Genomic DNA, 15,180 nt, shown 5'->3' on the forward strand with positions numbered 1-15,180 from the left:
GGCATAGGTGACGATCCACATGCGCAGCGGGTCGATCAGCGCCAGAGGTGCCGCCTCAGGGTTGCTGCCGACCGCGTAGAGGCGGCGCCCATAGGGCGTGCGGGCGAGCACCAGCACGATCAGCGCCGTCAGCATGACGAGGCTGGGCACCAGCAAGGGCACAGGCAAGGGGCCGACCGAGCCGCCGATCGAGACGAAGCTGGACACGGCTTGCGGCGCCGAGCCGGAGGGAAAGCCGCCGGTCCACAACAGCACGGCGCCCTGGACAACCATGCCGATGCCTAGCGTGACGATGAGCGGATGAATGTTGAGCCCGCGCGAGATCAGCCCGTTGAGCGCGCCGATCGCTATCGCAAGAACACCGACGAGACCACAGACCAGGGCGAAGTTCCAGCCCTGGCCGTAAAGCTGCGCCGCGACGACATTGGCAAAGCCGATGACGAAGGGAATCGACAGATCGATGCCGCCGAGGATGACGACCAGCGTCTGGCCGATGGAAGCGACCGCCAGCAGCGAGGCGATGACCAGCAGCGCGCGGATGGCGAAGGGCGCCGAATAGCCGGGAATGAGCAGCGTGCCGACGACCTGCAGCAGCAGCGCCATCGCGAAGGCGCCGGCGATGCGGGCGTTGGTGGACTGGAACCAGTTGCTTGTCATCCCGGTCAGCCTTTCCGCCTCGACAGCCGTTCCTGCACCGCTGTCAGCACCACGGCGATAACGAGGATCAGGCCATAGGCGATCTGCAGCACATAGGTTGAAACGTTGAAGGTGGTGAGCAGGCTCTGCAGCAGGAAAATGTCGATGGCGCCGATCGCGGCGCCGCCCAGCCCGCCGCGCCCGCCGGCAAGGCTGACGCCGCCGAGCGCCACCGCGGCAATCGCGATCAGCGTGTAGGTCGGGCCGATATTGGGGTCGGCCGAGCCGATCAGCGAGGTGAGCATCAGCCCGGCGGCGGCGGCAAAGAGCCCGGTCAGGACATAGGCGATGAGGCGCACCCTGGTCACCCGCACGCCGGCTGTATAGGCGGCGCGGTCGTCGCTGCCGACGGCCATCAGCAGGTCGTAATAAGGCGTGCGACGGATGACCAGCCAGCACAGGGCGATCAGCGCCAGCGGCACGATCGAGAGCGGTCCCGCCATGGCCTTCAGCCAGTCCGGCGCCGGACCGATCGGCGCGGGCAGGATGGTGAGCGTGACGCCGGTGAGGATCAGATAGGTGCCGAGCGTCGCCACGATCGGCTGGATGCGAACGATCGTCGCAAGCACGCCGTTCGCGGCGCCAACTGTCGCCCCGACCAACAGCGCTGCCGGAACGACGATCCATGGCGAAGAGATGCCGAGGTTGAGGAACAGGACCTGGATGACCATGGCGTTGACGAAGCCCATCAGCGGGCCGACGGAGATGTCGATGCCGCCGCGTCCCGCCAGGATGACCGGTGCCGAGGCGACGGCCGCGCCGATTAGGGGAGCGGCCAGCCCGAGCAGCGTGCCCCAGGACAAAGGCTGAAAACGCGCCGGATTGAGCGCGACGTTGAGGACCAGCAGGACGACGAGCATCACGACGGCAAAGCCGACGCCGCGGAGCTTGCGAAGGACCGGGCTCATGCGGCGCGTCCGAACATGGCGGCGATCACCGCGTCTGTGGTCATCTCCGTACCTGAGAACTCGGCAGACACTCGCTGCTCGCGGAACACCAGCACGCGGTGGCACAGAAGCAGTATCTCCTCGATCTCGCTGGACAGGACCACCAAGGCCATGCCCTCGGCGGCAAGGCCGCGGAAGACGTCGTAGAGCACGTGCCGCGTCGCGACGTCGACGCCGCGCGTCGGATCGTTGAGCAGAAGGAAATTCGGCTCCAGCGCAAGCGCCCGGGCGAGCAGCACCTTCTGCTGATTGCCGCCGGACAGCGTGGTGATCGCCGCATCGGGACGTGGCGCCACGATGCTAAGCCTTTGCCTGTACGCCTCGTAGCGACGGCGACGCGCCGCGAAGCTCAAGAGGCCGAAGCGGCGGTCGTTCGACACGGTCGAAATGGCGAAATTGTCGACCACCGACTGGGTCGGGAAAATGCCGGTCGAGCGGCGATCGCGCGGCAGATAGGCAATGCCGCCGGCGACAGCCTTGCGGAAGCTGGTGATCGAACCCGCTCTGCCCTCGACGGCGATCTCACCGGCCACCGGGGTATCGAGCCCAGCCAGCGCGCGCAAGAAACGTTCCTGGCCATGGCCATCCAGCCCGGCAAGGCCGACGATCTCGCCCGGCGCGATGGTCTGGCTCATCGGATCGACACCCGGCGCGATGACCAGCCCCCGCACATGAAGCGCCTTTGTCTCAGCCATGCGCCAGCTCCGCTGCCGTTTGCGGTGCCATCGCCGCCAGGAGCTCGGCCGGGGTCGAGGTGCCGCGCTCCTCGGTCTTCACCACGCGGCCGGCGCGCAGGATGGATATGCGGTCGGACAAAGCCATCACTTCGTCCATGCGGTGCGTGATGAACAGGATCAGCGTGCCCGCCCCGGCCATGGCGCGCATCAGCGCAAAGACCGACTCGCGGTCGGCGAAGTCGAGCGCCGCCGTCACCTCATCGAGGATCAGGACACGCGGGTTGCGGATGACGGCGCGGGCGAGCACGACAAGCTGCCTTGCGGCAAGCGGCAGCTCGCCGCACGGCCGGTCGAGATCGATCGGCGTCACCGCGAAGCGGCCGAGCGCGGCCTGCGCCCTGGCACGCCGCTCGCCGTGCGGCACGCCTCGTCGCCACAGGCCGTCGAGGCCGAGAAGGATGTTGTCGGTCGCCGAACGTTCAGGCGCGACCAGCACCTCCTGGAACACGGTGGCAAAGCCCGCGGCCTGAAAGGCGGCGGGCTGCGCTCCGGAAAACGCTTTGCCATCGAGCAGGATCGCGCCGCCATCCGGCTGCACGATGCCGGACAACAGCTTCACCAGCGTGCTCTTGCCCGAGCCGTTCTCGCCCAGGATGGTATGGATCGTGCCGGGACGGAAGGCGATCGACGCCTCCGCCAGCGCGACGGTTTCACCATAGCGCTTTGAAACGCCTTGGACCTCGAGCATTTTTCTTTCCGAAATGGAGAAGCCGGCCTCTCAAGAAGAGCCGGCTTCGCGTGACATCACTTGGCGCAGGCGTCCGGCACCTTGGAATAATCCCAACCCTTTGTCGGCGCCGGATTGCTGAAATAGGCGTCCAGCACGTCCTCGGGCATCGGGTCGGTCGGCGGCACAGGGAAGACCGATACGGCATCAGGCGTCATGCAGTCCTTGTACCATTTGTCGAGCTCGGCGGCATGAACCGGCGGGATCGGGATCAGCAGCGTGTTGAGCTTCGGCTTCTGGCCGTCGAGCATGCGCTCGCCGACACGGAACAGCGTCTGCGCCGTCCAGCCGGGCAGTACCGCATGGCCCTCGAAACGGTACTTGTCGGGATTAGCCTTCCAGTAGCCAAGCGCGTCGCCGGTGATCGAGCCGGTGATCAGCGGCGCCGGCCGGCCGGCTTCGGCAAAGGCCTCGGCTACGACACGGCTTTCGCTGCCGGTGGTCCACACCGCGTCGATCGGCGCCGGATTGGTGGCGATCGCCTGCAGCACCACTGTCTTGGTGACGTTGGCCGTCCAGTTGCCATTGACGGTGCGCGCGACCTTGAGGCCCTTGTTCTCGGACAGCGCCTTGTCGGCGCCCTGCTTCTCCTGGACGACGATCGGATGGCCGGCGATGCCTTCCACCACCAGCACGCTTGAGTCGGGCTTTGCCTTGCCGATCGCCGTCATCATGTCATAGCCCCAGCGGGCATAGTTGGAATCGACATTGATGGCGTTGGGGCTGGTGATCGAACCGGCCGCGGTGATGAACGGAATGCCCGCCTTGGCTGCAGCGTCGACAGCGTCGTCGAGCGCCGTCACCGAGCCCGGGATCGAGGTGATGATCGAGCATTTCTTGTCGATGAAGGCGCGGATCTGGTTGATCTGCTGGCTCGGATCGTTGTTCGAATCCGAGACCTCGAAGCTCGACACCGTGCCGTCGGCGATGAGGCCATCGACCAGCCGCTTCAGCTCCTTGGTGACCGAGACGCGCCACGGATTGCCCTGGTAGCTCTCCGAATGGCACCACTTCCAGGGCTTCGCCGGCGGCGTGAAATTATCCCAGGCCGAGGGCAGCACTTTCTGCGGTGCGCCGTCATATTGTTCCTTGAGATCGGCTGGCAGGCCGTCGATCACCGACTTCACGTCGGCAGCGTGGGCGGCGAACGGTATCGAGACTATGGCGGTTGCGGCGAGCAGGCCGCGTGTCAGGCTGGTCATTTTTTCCTCCCTTGGTGCAGTGAAATTAGCCGGCGGCGGCCGGCGCGAAACTCTCCCGGAACAGGCGATTGATGTCGGCGACGACGCGGCGGGCGTCCTGTCTGCCGGCAAGGCCTTCATTGATGCGGTCGGAGGCCTGCTGCTGGTACGCCATGTAGCCGTCATGGCGTGGACGCACCCAGGCGCCCTCGAGCGTCGCGCGCGTGGCGCGATAGAAATTACCAGTCGCGGCGTTGACGACGTCATCCTCCCAGGCGGCGGCATGGCCTGGCTGGCCGCCGGCGGCGGCATAAGGCCCGCGCTGCACGTCGCCGCTGGCGATCCAATAAGCGAAGTCGATCGACGCCTCGCGTTGGGCGGAAAAGGCGGAGACGGCAATGCCGGTGCCGCCGAGCGCCGAGCCGACCGGGCCGTTGCCGCCGACGACCGGCATGTCGGCAAAGGCGATGCCATGCGGCCGAAAACCCGCCACCGCATAGGAAACATAGCCATAGATCAGCGGCGCGCAGGCGATGCGTGAACCGGGCTCGGCCATCTTCTCGAAAACCGCGATCGGGTCCATCGTCAGGCATGCGGGATCGACGAGCGCCGCGATCTTCCTCAGCATCTCAAAGGCGGTTTCGCCGGTTTCGCCATCGACGAGGTCAACCGAGCCGTCGACCGTGCAGTGCCGGCCGAGATTGGCGGCCAAAGTGTAGAAGCACATCAGCGAATGCGGCGGCCGCAGTGGCAAGATAACGCGCCCCTGCTCGGCAAGCGCCAGCACTTCGGTCCAGATCACCGGCGCGGCTTCGATCAAATCCGGCCGCCAGGCCTGCACCTGGGTGGCGGCATCGATCGGGAAAGCCCATTGCCGGCCCAGCCAGTTGTAGCTCGGATAGGATTTGCCGACACTGCCCCTGGCCAGCGCCTCGCGTTCCGCCTCGCGTCCGGCCACATCGAGCGGCGCCAGGCACTTTTCGGCGGTGATCTGGCCGACATGCGGATGGTCGATGACGATCAGATCATAAGCGCGGGCGAGCTCTTCGACCGGGAAGGACTCGAAATCCTGCAGCGAGCGTTTCTCCCATTCGATCGAGACGCCGGTCTTTTCCTGCCACAGCGCCGAGCAGGCCACCATCGGGTCGTAGCCGCGCGGATGGCTCCAGGTCATGCCTTTCAGAAAAACACCGCTCACAGTCCGAACTCCCCGCGGATCTTTTCGCCGTGCTCGCCGATGCGCGGCGCGGCGCGATCCACCCTGGCGCGGGCGCCATCGACGCGCAGCGGCGAACGCGTGGTGAGGATCGAGACATTGTCCTCGCGCGTCACGGTCTGCAGCATGTCGAGCGCCTTGAAGCCGTCGTTTTCCATCAGCTCCGGCCAGGTCAGCACCTTGGCGCACCAGATGTCGGCGGGCTCGAGAATGGCCAGCCACTCGTCGGTGGTTTTTTCGGCGATGCGTCTGGCGATGATCGCCTTGATCTCGTCGCGGGCGGTGAACCAGGTCGCGGGCTTGTCGCGGAACGGGTCGAGCTCGGGCAAGTCGAGCAGATCGGCAATCTTCGGGATCGGCGTCATGGCGATCGCCAGGTAACCGTCCTTGGCTGGATAGACGCCGTAAGGCGCCGAGAGGTAGGCATGGGCGCTGCGAAAGGACGAGCGCTTCGGCAGGCGGCGGCCGTCATTGAGATGCGTGGTCAGCACCTCGAACTGGAAATCGACCAGCGCCTCGAGGAGGCTGGTCTCGACATGGCCGCCCTCGCCCGTGATGCCGCGCCGCACCAGTTTGGCGAGGATGCCTTGCGCGCAGGCCGCGCCCGCCAGCATGTCGGCGATCGCCAGCCCGAACGGCACCGGCCCCTGCTCCTCGTCGCCGTTCAGCCACATCACGCCGGAGCGCGCCTGGGCGAGCAGATCCTGCCCCGGGCGCTTCACCCAGGGGCCATCCTCGCCATAGCCGCTGATCGAGGCGTAGACGAGCCGCGGGTTGATGGTGCTGACATGCTCGTAATCGAGGCCGAGCCGCTCGATGACGCCCGGCCGGAAGTTCTGGATCAGCACGTCGGCCTTGGCGATCAGGCCGCGCAGCGCGGCGAGATCGGCCTCGTTCTTGAGGTCGATGGCCAGGCTCTCCTTGCCGCGGTTGATGGCGTGGAAGATGGTGGAATCGCCGCCGATCTCGGTGTCGCTGAGGTAGAGCCGGCGCGAGAGATCCCCTCCATCCGGCCGCTCGATCTTGATGACGCGCGCGCCGAGGTCGAGAAGGCGCAGCGAACAGTAAGGCCCCGACAGGAACTGGCTCATGTCGACGACCACGAGGCCGGTCAGCGGAAGTTCAGCGTCAGCGGACACGGTTCACTTCTCGGTCTTGCCGACGAAATCGGCCGGGTTCTTGTATTTCACCGTCTGCAGATGCTCGCAGTAGAGCACGAGCTCTCCTTCACCCTTGAAGACTTCATAGCTGGCGCGGATCAGGCCCATGTCGTGATAGCGCGGCTTTTTGTCGAGGTTGGTGCGGATCGAATAAATGGTGTCGCCGATGAAGACCGGCTTGATGAAGCGGAGCTTGTCATAGCCATAGGAAAAGGCGTTGACGCAGTTGGTGGCGACGAGGCCGAGTCCGGCGGAAAAGACGAAGGCGCCGGCCACCAGGCGCTTGCCGAAAATGCCTTCCCTCCCGGCGAACATCTGGTCCTGGACGTAAGGGTGGATATCCAGCACCAGCGCATTGAACATATGGCTTTCGCCCTCGGAGATGGTGCGGCGGAGCGAGCGGATTTTATGGCCGGGCTGCCAGTCCTCGTAGAACCAGTTTTCCGAATTCCAGACGGGGATGTCAGCATGCGCCTCAGGCATGTCGGCCGGATGCGTCGAGGCGAGGCCGACGGTCGGCGAGAACGCGCTCATGCCGTGCTCCGGGAGCTTTCGGCGCGGCCTGCAAGGCGGTTCCGGGCACGATGTCGGATGGCGAGACGCATGATCGCTTTCCTCCCGTCAATTTTCTTTTGTGAATAATATTTTCACATATGGGATTGCCTTGCAAGCGACGATCGGCGAAATTTTTGCAAAGCCGGCACAGGCGGAGGAGCCGCCGGCATTGTTGTTTCGCAGTTCTCTTCGCAAACCGTAAGACACTTTTGCGGAACCTGCTTAGGGAGGAAGATCGATGCAAAGCGCCTTTCTTGTCTTTGTCGGCAGCCTCAACCGCGAGGCGCCCTATTTCCAGGGCGCACGCGGCGTCGGCCTCGGCGTCTACGCCTTCGACGAGGCAACGCTTGCCATTCAAAAACTTGCCGAGACCAATGAGGTCGACAATCCGACCTTCCTGTCGGTGACGCCGGACGGGACGCTGATCTATGCCAATTCGGAAGTCTTCGCCTGGCGCGAGGGAACGGTCACGGCCTATCGCTTCGACCGCGCCACCAACTCTCTCGCCTATATCAACAAGCAGCCATCGCTCGGCAGCATCACCGCCCACAACACGATCACCCACGACGGCAGCAAGCTTCTGGTCGCGAATTACGGCATGGGCAGCGGCGGCCCCGACAAGGCGGTCGCGGTGTTCGGCTTTGCGGCCGATGGCGACCTGACGGCGCCGCTGGCGAGCGTCGCGCATTCCGGCACCGGCCCCAATGCAGAGCGGCAGGAGCGCTCGCATGCGCACAGCGTCACCGAGACCATCCAGGGCGGCATCGCCATCGTCGCCGATCTCGGCATCGACCAATTGGTCTCCTACCGGATCGAGCCGGCCGGCGCGCTGGTGAAGCTCGCGTCCTCGGCGCTCGCGCCCGGCGCCGGGCCGCGCCACGTCGCGCTGCATCCGAACGGCCGCTTCGTCTTCGTCATGAACGAGCTGGACTCGACGGTCGTGTCGCTGGCGCTTGAGCCGTCTTCAGGCAGGCTTGAACTGATCGACACCAAGCCGGCGGTACCCGCAGAGGCTCGCGCGCACAATCACTGCGCCGATATCCAGATATCGCCCGACGGTCGCTTCCTCTACGGCTCCAACCGAGGCCATGACAGCGTCGCGATCTTCGCCGTCGATCAGCAGACGGGAAAACTCCAAACGGTGGACTTCACGCCATGCGGCGGCGCGACGCCGCGCAACCTGGCGCTGACCCCATCCGGCAGGCATCTGTTCTCAGCCAACCAGAACGCCGACCGCATCTCGATCTTCGCACGCGACGAGGCGAGCGGGCGGCTGACCGACACCGGGCAGGCCATCGAGATCGGAACGCCGATGTGCGTGCGGATCACGCGCGAGCCGGCTCAGTTCTAGAGCGTTTCACCGTTTCACGGAAACGGCGAACCGCTCTATCTCCTTGTTTTTACGCAATTCCGGACGGAAAACCGCTCACACTTTTCCTGGAATTGCTCTAACGGCTGGCGTTGCCTACTGGCCGACTCGCGCGAACGAGCCGGTATAGGTCTGGCCGGCAAGCGCGTAGGTGACGTTGAGCGTTCCCGGCGACGGCATCGTGGCGGTGATGTCGGCGCCATTCGGCAGGCGCCCGAGCTTCAACGTGCTGCCGGAAATCCTGCCGGAACCGTCGGCAACGCCCGGCTTGTTGTCGGCCAGATCGCCCCATGCGTAGCTGACCGTCACCTGCCCGCCCGAGGACACGGTCAGCACCGCCAGCTTGCCGTCATACATGCCGTTGAGCTGCCCCGCCCATATGCCGGAGAAGGCGGCGTATCTCGCCGGAACGCCCTTGCCGGGCGGAACGACCGCGACCGTCTGATCCAGCACCGCCGAATTCGGCAAGGCCGGAGCGGGTGCAGCAGCCGGAGCGGGTTGCGGGTCGGCAACAGGTTGCGAACCAGCGACGGGCTGTGTGTCTGGAGTCGACTGGCAAGCGGCAAGCGCGGCCACAACGCCCAGCATCGGCAAGAGACTGCTTGATCGCGCAAGCAGTCCGGATCGAACCCGTCCCTGCGCCAGTTTCCCACCCAAAACCGGAATTCTCATAAGCATCCCTCTGACAGGAAGCCCCTTAGCCTAGTTGCCGCCGCCGGCAAAGGGGTTTCCTCGGGCACTTTCCTTTGTATCCAGGCCAAACAATCGGCGAGCAGGTCATCGCAGGAACGCCGTGGCTCAACGGGAAATTCATCGCAGGAATGTCAAAGCCAGTTCAAATGCCAGGACCACCCATCTATTGAGACGGCGCGCCGCCGGGGACCAGCAGAAAGCCCTGTTCGCCAGTCGAATACCACAATCCCAGATACAGCAACGCCAACAATATCGCGACGATCACCGCAATCCGGACCAGAACGCGCATGACGTTGTTACCTGTTGCGCCGACACCTTCCCGATTCAATATACCGAAAATGCGGCCGGCAAAATCGTCGAGACCTGCGGTTCCGCCTCAACGGCTCTTATGCCGACCTGCCAACTCTTTCGCAGGATACGGCCTGCGTCGCTTCCGTCCGGGCAGCTTTTCAAGGGGCGATAGCTCCACTTGCGAGCATTCATCGAGCGCCGTCGGGGGGCGTGATGCTGGAACTCCCGCCGACGCCTCGCGTTCCCAAGAAACCAGCCGCGATTGCGCTCCACCGATCCGAGCAAAGATCGTTTGTCGATTTCCTTCGAGATTTCCGCCAAGGGGTGAACGACTTCGGCAACGCCCATTATGACGGTCCCCAGCCGCCAAAAGGGCATGGCGTCCATCACTATCACTTCCGCCTTTCGGCACTCGACGTGGAGACGCTGGAATCCAGCGGAGAAACGGCAATCGCCGACCTTCTGGCCCATGCGGGACCGCACATGATCGCCACCGCCGAGCTTGTCGGCGGCACCTATGAAAGCCGCTGACGCGCGATCCGAAGCGGCCTGTTGGCGTTCGATCGTGCCCCGTTCGAACATGGAGAAAAACGATGCCGGACAAGAAAACCATCGAAAAGGCGCGCAAGGACAAGCGCGAAGGCAAATCGGCAAGCACGCAGGCCGGTGAATTCGTTCACGCGGAAATCGATAAAGTTCGCCAAGGCAAGCACGACGCCCGCTCAACCAAGCAGGCGATCGCCATCGGCCTTTCGGAAGCGCGCCGCGCGGGCGTCGACCTGCCGCCGCCCAAAAAAGGCGACGTGAAGGAGACCACGCGCAAGAGCGCCAAATATGCTTACGAGGCAGGCCAGGGCGAACGCAGGCCGAAGCGCCAGCCGAAGGTCTACAAGGCGGTGTCGAAGGTGCTTGAGGGCGAGCCGAAAAGCACCGCCTCCCACAAGGCCCTGTCGCGGCAGGCCAAGAGCGCCGCATCCGGCCGCACGGCCGCAGAGCGGTCGGCGGCGGCCAGGAAAGCCGCGCAGACCAAAGGCAACGCCGGACGATCAGCGGCTGCGCGCAAGGCAGCCAGAACCCGCGCCGAGCGCGGTTAGTCTCGCCACATTGCGTCCAGGCCACCCCTACGAGCTCGGGCGCGCCGCGGCCAAGCGCGTGCAGCGGTGACGATTTCTGCCGCCAAGAAATCTGCTCAGGAAGGACTGTTTGGTGGAGCCAATCGGAATCGAACCGACGACCTCTTGAATGCCATTCAAGCGCTCTCCCAACTGAGCTATGGCCCCACTCCCGGCAGTCAGCCGGCGCCGTTTCCGGCGAAGAGATCCGGCGCGGTTGGGAACCGCGCCGTCGTTTAGTGCTGGCGGCTTCTAGCGCCGCCTTCGGTCAAGATCAAGCCTTCAAAGACCGCTTTTTCGTCACAGGCGAAAATCGCCGGCAAACGACCGGATCAGACCTCGTCCTCGTCGTCGCCGACGCCGATCATGTCGGAGACGTCATCGTCCTCTTCTTCTTCGTCGGCAAGGAAGGTATCGTCCTCATCATCGCCGAGATCGACGTCGTCATCCTCGTCGTCGCCGAGATCGGGAAGATCGTCGCCGCCGCCCTTGGCTTCCTCGTCGGCGTCCTCGAGCGAGACAACTTCGGCGCCTTCTTCCTCGTCGCCGTCCACTTCCTTGTCGGCGACTTCCTCATCTTCCTCGAGGGCGGAAATCTTGCCTTCGTCGAAATAAGAGCGCGGATAGCTCTTGCCCGTATAGGGCGAGACAATCGGGTCCTTGTTCAGGTCGTAGAATTTCCGACCCGTTTCGGGGTCGACACGCTTGGTGCCAAGTTCAGCTTTTGCCACGTCAGGCCTCGTCAAAAAAAGAATGGTCCCCTTAACCGCAGTTTTCCGCGCTGTCAAAGCCAAAAGACATGTGCTCGAGACCCGCTTTTCAAAGGCTTGCGCCAAGGGGATGACCATTGCCGCGCGCCGTGATACGAGACCGCCGCATCATGACGAACCGGGCCGGCCAGCCGGCCTTCCATTTGGAAGACAAAATGTCTCATTCCGCCGCCGCTAAACAAGCCACGGCCCGCAAATCCCCTGCCCTTGCCGGCACCGCGCGCGTGCCGGGCGACAAGTCGATCTCGCACCGCTCCTTCATGTTCGGCGGCCTTGCCTCCGGCGAGACGCGCATCACCGGCCTGCTCGAAGGCGAGGACGTGATGCGCACCGGAGCCGCCATGAAGGCGATGGGCGCGCACATCGAGAAGAACGGCGCCGAATGGGTGATCCGCGGCACCGGCAACGGCGCGCTGCTGCAGCCGGAAGGCCCGCTCGATTTCGGCAATGCCGGCACCGGATCGCGGCTCACCATGGGCCTCGTCGGCACCTATGACATGGAGACCACCTTCATCGGCGACGCCTCGCTGTCGGGCCGGCCGATGGGCCGCGTGCTCGACCCGCTGCGCCAGATGGGCGTGCAGGTGCTGAAGGCGGCGCCCGGCGACCGCATGCCGATCACGCTGCGCGGCCCGAAGCATGCTGCGCCGATCACCTATCGCGTGCCGATGGCGTCGGCCCAGGTGAAGTCGGCGGTGCTGCTTGCCGGCTTGAACACGCCCGGCATCACCACGGTGATCGAGCCGGTGATGACGCGCGATCACACCGAGAAGATGCTGAAAGGCTTTGGCGCGAACCTGACCGTGGAGACCGACGAGCGCGGCGTGCGCCACATCTTCATCGAAGGCCAGGGCAAGCTCACCGGACAGACGATCGCCGTGCCCGGCGACCCGTCCTCGGCCGGCTTCCCGCTGGTGGCGGCGCTGATCGTGCCGGGCTCGGACATCGTGATCGAAAACGTGCTGATGAACCCGACCCGCACCGGCCTGCTTCTCACATTGCAGGAAATGGGCGGCCGGATCGATATCCTCAATCCGCGCAATGCCGGCGGCGAGGACGTGGCGGATTTGCGCGTGCGCTATTCCGAGTTGAAGGGCGTTACCGTACCGCCGGAACGCGCACCGTCGATGATCGACGAATATCCGGTGCTGGCGGTCGCGGCCAGCTTCGCCGAGGGCGAGACGCTGATGCAGGGCCTGGAGGAATTGCGCGTCAAGGAATCCGACCGGCTGTCGGCGGTCGCCAACGGGCTGAAGCTCAACGGTGTCGACTGCACCGAGGGCGAGGCATCGCTCGCCGTGCGCGGCAGACCGGGCGGCAAGGGGCTGGGCGCTCACCCCAATGGACCGGACACGGCGGTGAAGACGCATCTCGACCATCGCATCGCGATGAGCTTCCTGATCATGGGGCTGGCCACCGAGAAGCCGGTGACCATCGACGACGCGAACATGATCGCGACGAGCTTTCCGGAATTCATGGGACTGATGAAGGGATTGGGCGCGGAGATCGAGTGAGATACGTTTACGTTCATTGGCAACATGATATGCCGGAGGCACCGTCCGACCTCTGGTATGAAATCGCCGATGACGATTTTCAGAACCGCACCATAGAGTTCTATGCCGATGGTTCCGTTGGTTTTGCTATTCGCGGCGAAGCCTTTGACGGGTCGGAGGATGTTGAGGTTGGCGGGACGAGAAATTCGACAGAGGGCTTTCCCGATCTCGCAGAGATCAATTCGGACAGCCAGTTCAAGGCCTCGGAAGTTACAGCGGCCGACTTCGAGCGCCGGTGGGGTGAGGCACTTGCATCGAGGTTTAGAATGACGACAGGCCTCACCATCGCCATTGACGGCCCCGCCGGCGCGGGCAAGGGCACGCTCGCCCGCCGGCTCGCCGACCACTATCGCCTCAACCTGCTCGACACCGGCCTCACCTATCGCGCTGTGGCGCATAAGCTGCTCGAGCTCGGCCTGCCGCTCGACAACGTCTCGGCGGCGGAAACGGCGGCGCGGCAGGTGGACCTTTCGAACCTCGACCGTACCGTGCTGTCGGCGCATGCGGTGGGCGAAGCGGCCTCCAAGGTCGCGGTCATTCCCACGGTGCGGCGCATCCTGGTCGAGAAGCAGCGAGCCTTCGCCAAGGCGCCGCCGGGCGCGGTGCTCGACGGCCGCGACATCGGCACGGTGGTGTGCCCGGATGCCGACATCAAGCTCTATGTCACGGCAAGCGCCGAGGTGCGGGCGAAGCGCCGGCTGGCCGAGATCGAGAGCATGGGCGGCAGCGCCGACTTCGCCACCATCCTCGCCGACATCGAGCGCCGCGACGAGCGCGACATGGGCAGAGCCTCCTCGCCGCTGAAGCCGGCGGCGGACGCGCACTTGCTTGATACCAGCGAAATGGCTATAGAAGCCGCGTTTCTGGCGGCAATGGCGATCGTTGACGATGTCCTTGCCAAGAGAAACAAGGCCTGATCGGGCTTTTTCGGTTGCCTTGAGCGGCGAAAATACCCATATCGGGCACGAACCAGCCTGCCAGCATTCTTCATGCGCCGGACTTGCCGCTTAGATAGCGGCCAAGGGCTCTTCAGCCCGGAACGCCGGCAGGCTCACGCAACGCTAACCCACGGCGCCCGCTCCGCGACAAAAGCGGAGCATTCCAGGAGAAACAATGTCAGCTGCTAATCCGTCTCGCGACGATTTCGCGAGCATGCTCGAAGAATCATTCACCGCCGGCCATTCCGGCGAGGGCCAGGTTGTCCGGGGCACGATCACCGCGATCGAAAAGGACATGGCCATCATCGATGTCGGCCTCAAGGTCGAAGGCCGCGTGCCGCTTAAGGAATTCGGCGCCAAGGGCAAGGACTCCTCCCTCAAGGTCGGCGACACCGTCGAGGTCTATGTCGAGCGCATCGAGAACGCGCTTGGCGAAGCCATGCTGTCGCGCGAGAAGGCTCGCCGCGAGGAGAGCTGGGTGCGTCTCGAGGAGAAGTTCACCAAGGGTGAGCGCGTCGAAGGCGTCATCTTCAACCAGGTCAAGGGCGGCTTCACCGTCGACCTCGACGGCGCCGTGGCGTTCCTGCCGCGCAGCCAGGTCGATATCCGTCCGATCCGCGACGTCACCCCGCTGATGCACAACCCGCAGCCCTTCGAGATCCTCAAGATGGATCGCCGCCGCGGCAACATCGTGGTGTCGCGCCGCACCGTGCTCGAGGAGAGCCGCGCCGAACAGCGTTCGGAAATCGTGCAGAACCTCGAGGAAGGCCAGGTGGTCGAGGGTGTGGTCAAGAACATCACCGACTACGGTGCGTTCGTCGACCTCGGCGGCATCGACGGCCTGCTGCATGTCACCGACATGGCATGGCGCCGCGTCAACCATCCGACCGAGATCCTCAACATCGGCCAGACGGTCAAGGTGCAGATCATCCGCATCAACCAGGAAACCCACCGCATCTCGCTCGGCATGAAGCAGCTCGAGTCGGATCCGTGGTCGGATATCGGCACCAAGTTCCCGATCGGCAAGAAGATCAAGGGCACCGTCACCAACATCACCGACTACGGCGCGTTCGTCGAGCTGGAGCCGGGCATCGAGGGCCTCATCCACGTTTCGGAAATGTCGTGGACGAAGAAGAACGTGCACCCCGGCAAGATCCTGTCGACGACCCAGGAAGTCGACGTGGTCGTGCTCGAGGTCGATCCGGCCAAGCGCCGCATCTCGCTCGGTCTCAAGC

17 protein-coding genes, 1 tRNA gene and 1 pseudogene are annotated in these 15,180 nt (G+C 64.6%); 7 read left to right on the top strand and 12 right to left on the bottom strand.

What is annotated here, in order from left to right; translation table 11 throughout:
- The 8 genes from EOA24_RS09060 to EOA24_RS09095 all read right to left on the bottom strand — a co-directional run.
- Positions 1–657 (bottom strand): ABC transporter permease (locus tag EOA24_RS09060; protein ID WP_127409751.1); only part of this gene is annotated, 657 nt, incomplete at its 3' end.
- A gap of 5 nt (positions 658–662) precedes the next feature.
- Positions 663–1,604, bottom strand: coding sequence for an ABC transporter permease (locus EOA24_RS09065; RefSeq protein WP_127409752.1), 942 nt, complete (start codon positions 1,602–1,604; stop codon positions 663–665).
- Entirely contained in the window at positions 1,601–2,338 is a 738-nt protein-coding gene (locus EOA24_RS09070; protein ID WP_127257271.1) for an ATP-binding cassette domain-containing protein, read from the bottom strand. The genes EOA24_RS09065 and EOA24_RS09070 overlap by 4 nt, the downstream gene beginning before the upstream one ends.
- Entirely contained in the window at positions 2,331–3,068 is a 738-nt protein-coding gene (locus EOA24_RS09075) for an ATP-binding cassette domain-containing protein (RefSeq protein ID WP_127257274.1), read from the bottom strand. The genes EOA24_RS09070 and EOA24_RS09075 overlap by 8 nt, the downstream gene beginning before the upstream one ends.
- 56 nt (positions 3,069–3,124) lie before the next feature.
- Positions 3,125–4,309: a substrate-binding domain-containing protein gene (locus EOA24_RS09080; RefSeq protein WP_127257276.1), complete on the bottom strand. Its 1,185-nt coding sequence runs from the start codon at positions 4,307–4,309 to the stop codon at positions 3,125–3,127.
- A 25-nt stretch (positions 4,310–4,334) separates the two neighbouring features.
- Positions 4,335–5,462, bottom strand: coding sequence for an ABC transporter substrate-binding protein (locus tag EOA24_RS09085; RefSeq protein WP_189353891.1), 1,128 nt, complete (start codon positions 5,460–5,462; stop codon positions 4,335–4,337).
- A gap of 20 nt (positions 5,463–5,482) precedes the next feature.
- A complete protein-coding gene (locus EOA24_RS09090) occupies positions 5,483–6,643 on the bottom strand; it encodes a CaiB/BaiF CoA-transferase family protein (RefSeq protein WP_127409753.1) in 1,161 nt (386 codons plus the stop codon).
- 3 nt (positions 6,644–6,646) lie between these two features.
- Positions 6,647–7,198 carry a MaoC family dehydratase gene (locus EOA24_RS09095; protein WP_127256361.1) on the bottom strand — a complete coding sequence of 184 codons (552 nt, stop codon included), beginning with the start codon at positions 7,196–7,198 and terminating at the stop codon, positions 6,647–6,649.
- A gap of 259 nt (positions 7,199–7,457) precedes the next feature.
- Between EOA24_RS09095 and EOA24_RS09100 the strand changes: the two genes are divergently transcribed.
- On the top strand, positions 7,458–8,570 hold the full coding sequence (locus EOA24_RS09100; RefSeq protein ID WP_127256358.1) for a lactonase family protein: 1,113 nt from the start codon (positions 7,458–7,460) through the stop codon (positions 8,568–8,570).
- Positions 8,571–8,684: 114 nt separating this feature from the next.
- On the opposite strand, the gene EOA24_RS09105 is transcribed toward EOA24_RS09100, so the two are convergent.
- A complete protein-coding gene (locus tag EOA24_RS09105; protein WP_245491081.1) occupies positions 8,685–9,041 on the bottom strand; it encodes a hypothetical protein in 357 nt (118 codons plus the stop codon).
- 403 nt (positions 9,042–9,444) lie between these two features.
- Positions 9,445–9,570 carry a hypothetical protein gene (locus EOA24_RS43845; RefSeq protein ID WP_281059417.1) on the bottom strand — a complete coding sequence of 42 codons (126 nt, stop codon included), beginning with the start codon at positions 9,568–9,570 and terminating at the stop codon, positions 9,445–9,447.
- Positions 9,571–9,785: 215 nt separating this feature from the next.
- On the opposite strand from EOA24_RS43845, the gene EOA24_RS09110 reads away from it, so the two are divergent.
- Both EOA24_RS09110 and EOA24_RS09115 read left to right on the top strand, forming a co-directional pair.
- Positions 9,786–10,103, top strand: a complete 318-nt coding sequence (locus EOA24_RS09110) for a hypothetical protein (RefSeq protein ID WP_127256355.1) — start codon at positions 9,786–9,788, stop codon at positions 10,101–10,103.
- A gap of 62 nt (positions 10,104–10,165) precedes the next feature.
- The gene (locus EOA24_RS09115; RefSeq protein WP_127256352.1) at positions 10,166–10,666 is read left to right on the top strand and encodes a DUF6496 domain-containing protein; all 501 of its coding nucleotides are present in this window, start codon (positions 10,166–10,168) and stop codon (positions 10,664–10,666) included.
- 110 nt (positions 10,667–10,776) lie between these two features.
- Here the strand turns inward: EOA24_RS09115 and EOA24_RS09120 are convergent.
- Together EOA24_RS09120 and EOA24_RS09125 are read right to left on the bottom strand one after the other, a co-directional pair.
- A tRNA-Ala gene (locus EOA24_RS09120) sits at positions 10,777–10,852 on the bottom strand.
- Between the two features lie 164 nt (positions 10,853–11,016).
- On the bottom strand, positions 11,017–11,415 hold the full coding sequence (locus tag EOA24_RS09125) for a TIGR02300 family protein (RefSeq protein WP_126079851.1): 399 nt from the start codon (positions 11,413–11,415) through the stop codon (positions 11,017–11,019).
- A gap of 194 nt (positions 11,416–11,609) precedes the next feature.
- Between EOA24_RS09125 and aroA the strand changes: the two genes are divergently transcribed.
- From aroA to EOA24_RS09140, 4 genes and pseudogenes are all read left to right on the top strand, one after another.
- On the top strand, positions 11,610–12,968 hold the full coding sequence (aroA, locus tag EOA24_RS09130; protein ID WP_127256349.1) for a 3-phosphoshikimate 1-carboxyvinyltransferase: 1,359 nt from the start codon (positions 11,610–11,612) through the stop codon (positions 12,966–12,968).
- Positions 12,965–13,243 (top strand): annotated as a pseudogene (locus tag EOA24_RS44060) (hypothetical protein); the annotation flags it as partial. The gene aroA and the pseudogene EOA24_RS44060, both read left to right, overlap by 4 nt.
- Positions 13,244–13,273: 30 nt before the next feature.
- A complete protein-coding gene (gene cmk / locus EOA24_RS09135; protein WP_127409754.1) occupies positions 13,274–13,924 on the top strand; it encodes a (d)CMP kinase in 651 nt (216 codons plus the stop codon).
- Between the two features lie 196 nt (positions 13,925–14,120).
- A partial coding sequence (locus EOA24_RS09140; protein WP_133374481.1) for a 30S ribosomal protein S1 occupies positions 14,121–15,180 on the top strand: 1,060 nt, incomplete at its 3' end.

The sequence above is a fragment of the Mesorhizobium sp. M2A.F.Ca.ET.039.01.1.1 genome, assembly GCF_003998035.1.
Lineage (GTDB): Bacteria > Pseudomonadota > Alphaproteobacteria > Rhizobiales > Rhizobiaceae > Mesorhizobium.

What these genes read in the sequence shown, in the direction of transcription:
- EOA24_RS09110 (WP_127256355.1), top strand. Translation starts at nt 9,786, where the DNA reads ATGCTGGAACTCCCGCCGACGCCTCGCGTTCCCAAGAAACCAGCCGCG.
- EOA24_RS09065 (WP_127409752.1), bottom strand. Translation starts at nt 1,604, where the DNA reads ATGAGCCCGGTCCTTCGCAAGCTCCGCGGCGTCGGCTTTGCCGTCGTG.
- EOA24_RS43845 (WP_281059417.1), bottom strand. Translation starts at nt 9,570, where the DNA reads ATGCGCGTTCTGGTCCGGATTGCGGTGATCGTCGCGATATTGTTGGCG.
- EOA24_RS09115 (WP_127256352.1), top strand. Translation starts at nt 10,166, where the DNA reads ATGCCGGACAAGAAAACCATCGAAAAGGCGCGCAAGGACAAGCGCGAA.
- EOA24_RS09070 (WP_127257271.1), bottom strand. Translation starts at nt 2,338, where the DNA reads ATGGCTGAGACAAAGGCGCTTCATGTGCGGGGGCTGGTCATCGCGCCG.
- aroA (WP_127256349.1), top strand. Translation starts at nt 11,610, where the DNA reads ATGTCTCATTCCGCCGCCGCTAAACAAGCCACGGCCCGCAAATCCCCT.
- EOA24_RS09100 (WP_127256358.1), top strand. Translation starts at nt 7,458, where the DNA reads ATGCAAAGCGCCTTTCTTGTCTTTGTCGGCAGCCTCAACCGCGAGGCG.
- EOA24_RS09075 (WP_127257274.1), bottom strand. Translation starts at nt 3,068, where the DNA reads ATGCTCGAGGTCCAAGGCGTTTCAAAGCGCTATGGTGAAACCGTCGCG.
- cmk (WP_127409754.1), top strand. Translation starts at nt 13,274, where the DNA reads ATGACGACAGGCCTCACCATCGCCATTGACGGCCCCGCCGGCGCGGGC.
- EOA24_RS09085 (WP_189353891.1), bottom strand. Translation starts at nt 5,462, where the DNA reads ATGACCTGGAGCCATCCGCGCGGCTACGACCCGATGGTGGCCTGCTCG.
- EOA24_RS09080 (WP_127257276.1), bottom strand. Translation starts at nt 4,309, where the DNA reads ATGACCAGCCTGACACGCGGCCTGCTCGCCGCAACCGCCATAGTCTCG.
- EOA24_RS09095 (WP_127256361.1), bottom strand. Translation starts at nt 7,198, where the DNA reads ATGAGCGCGTTCTCGCCGACCGTCGGCCTCGCCTCGACGCATCCGGCC.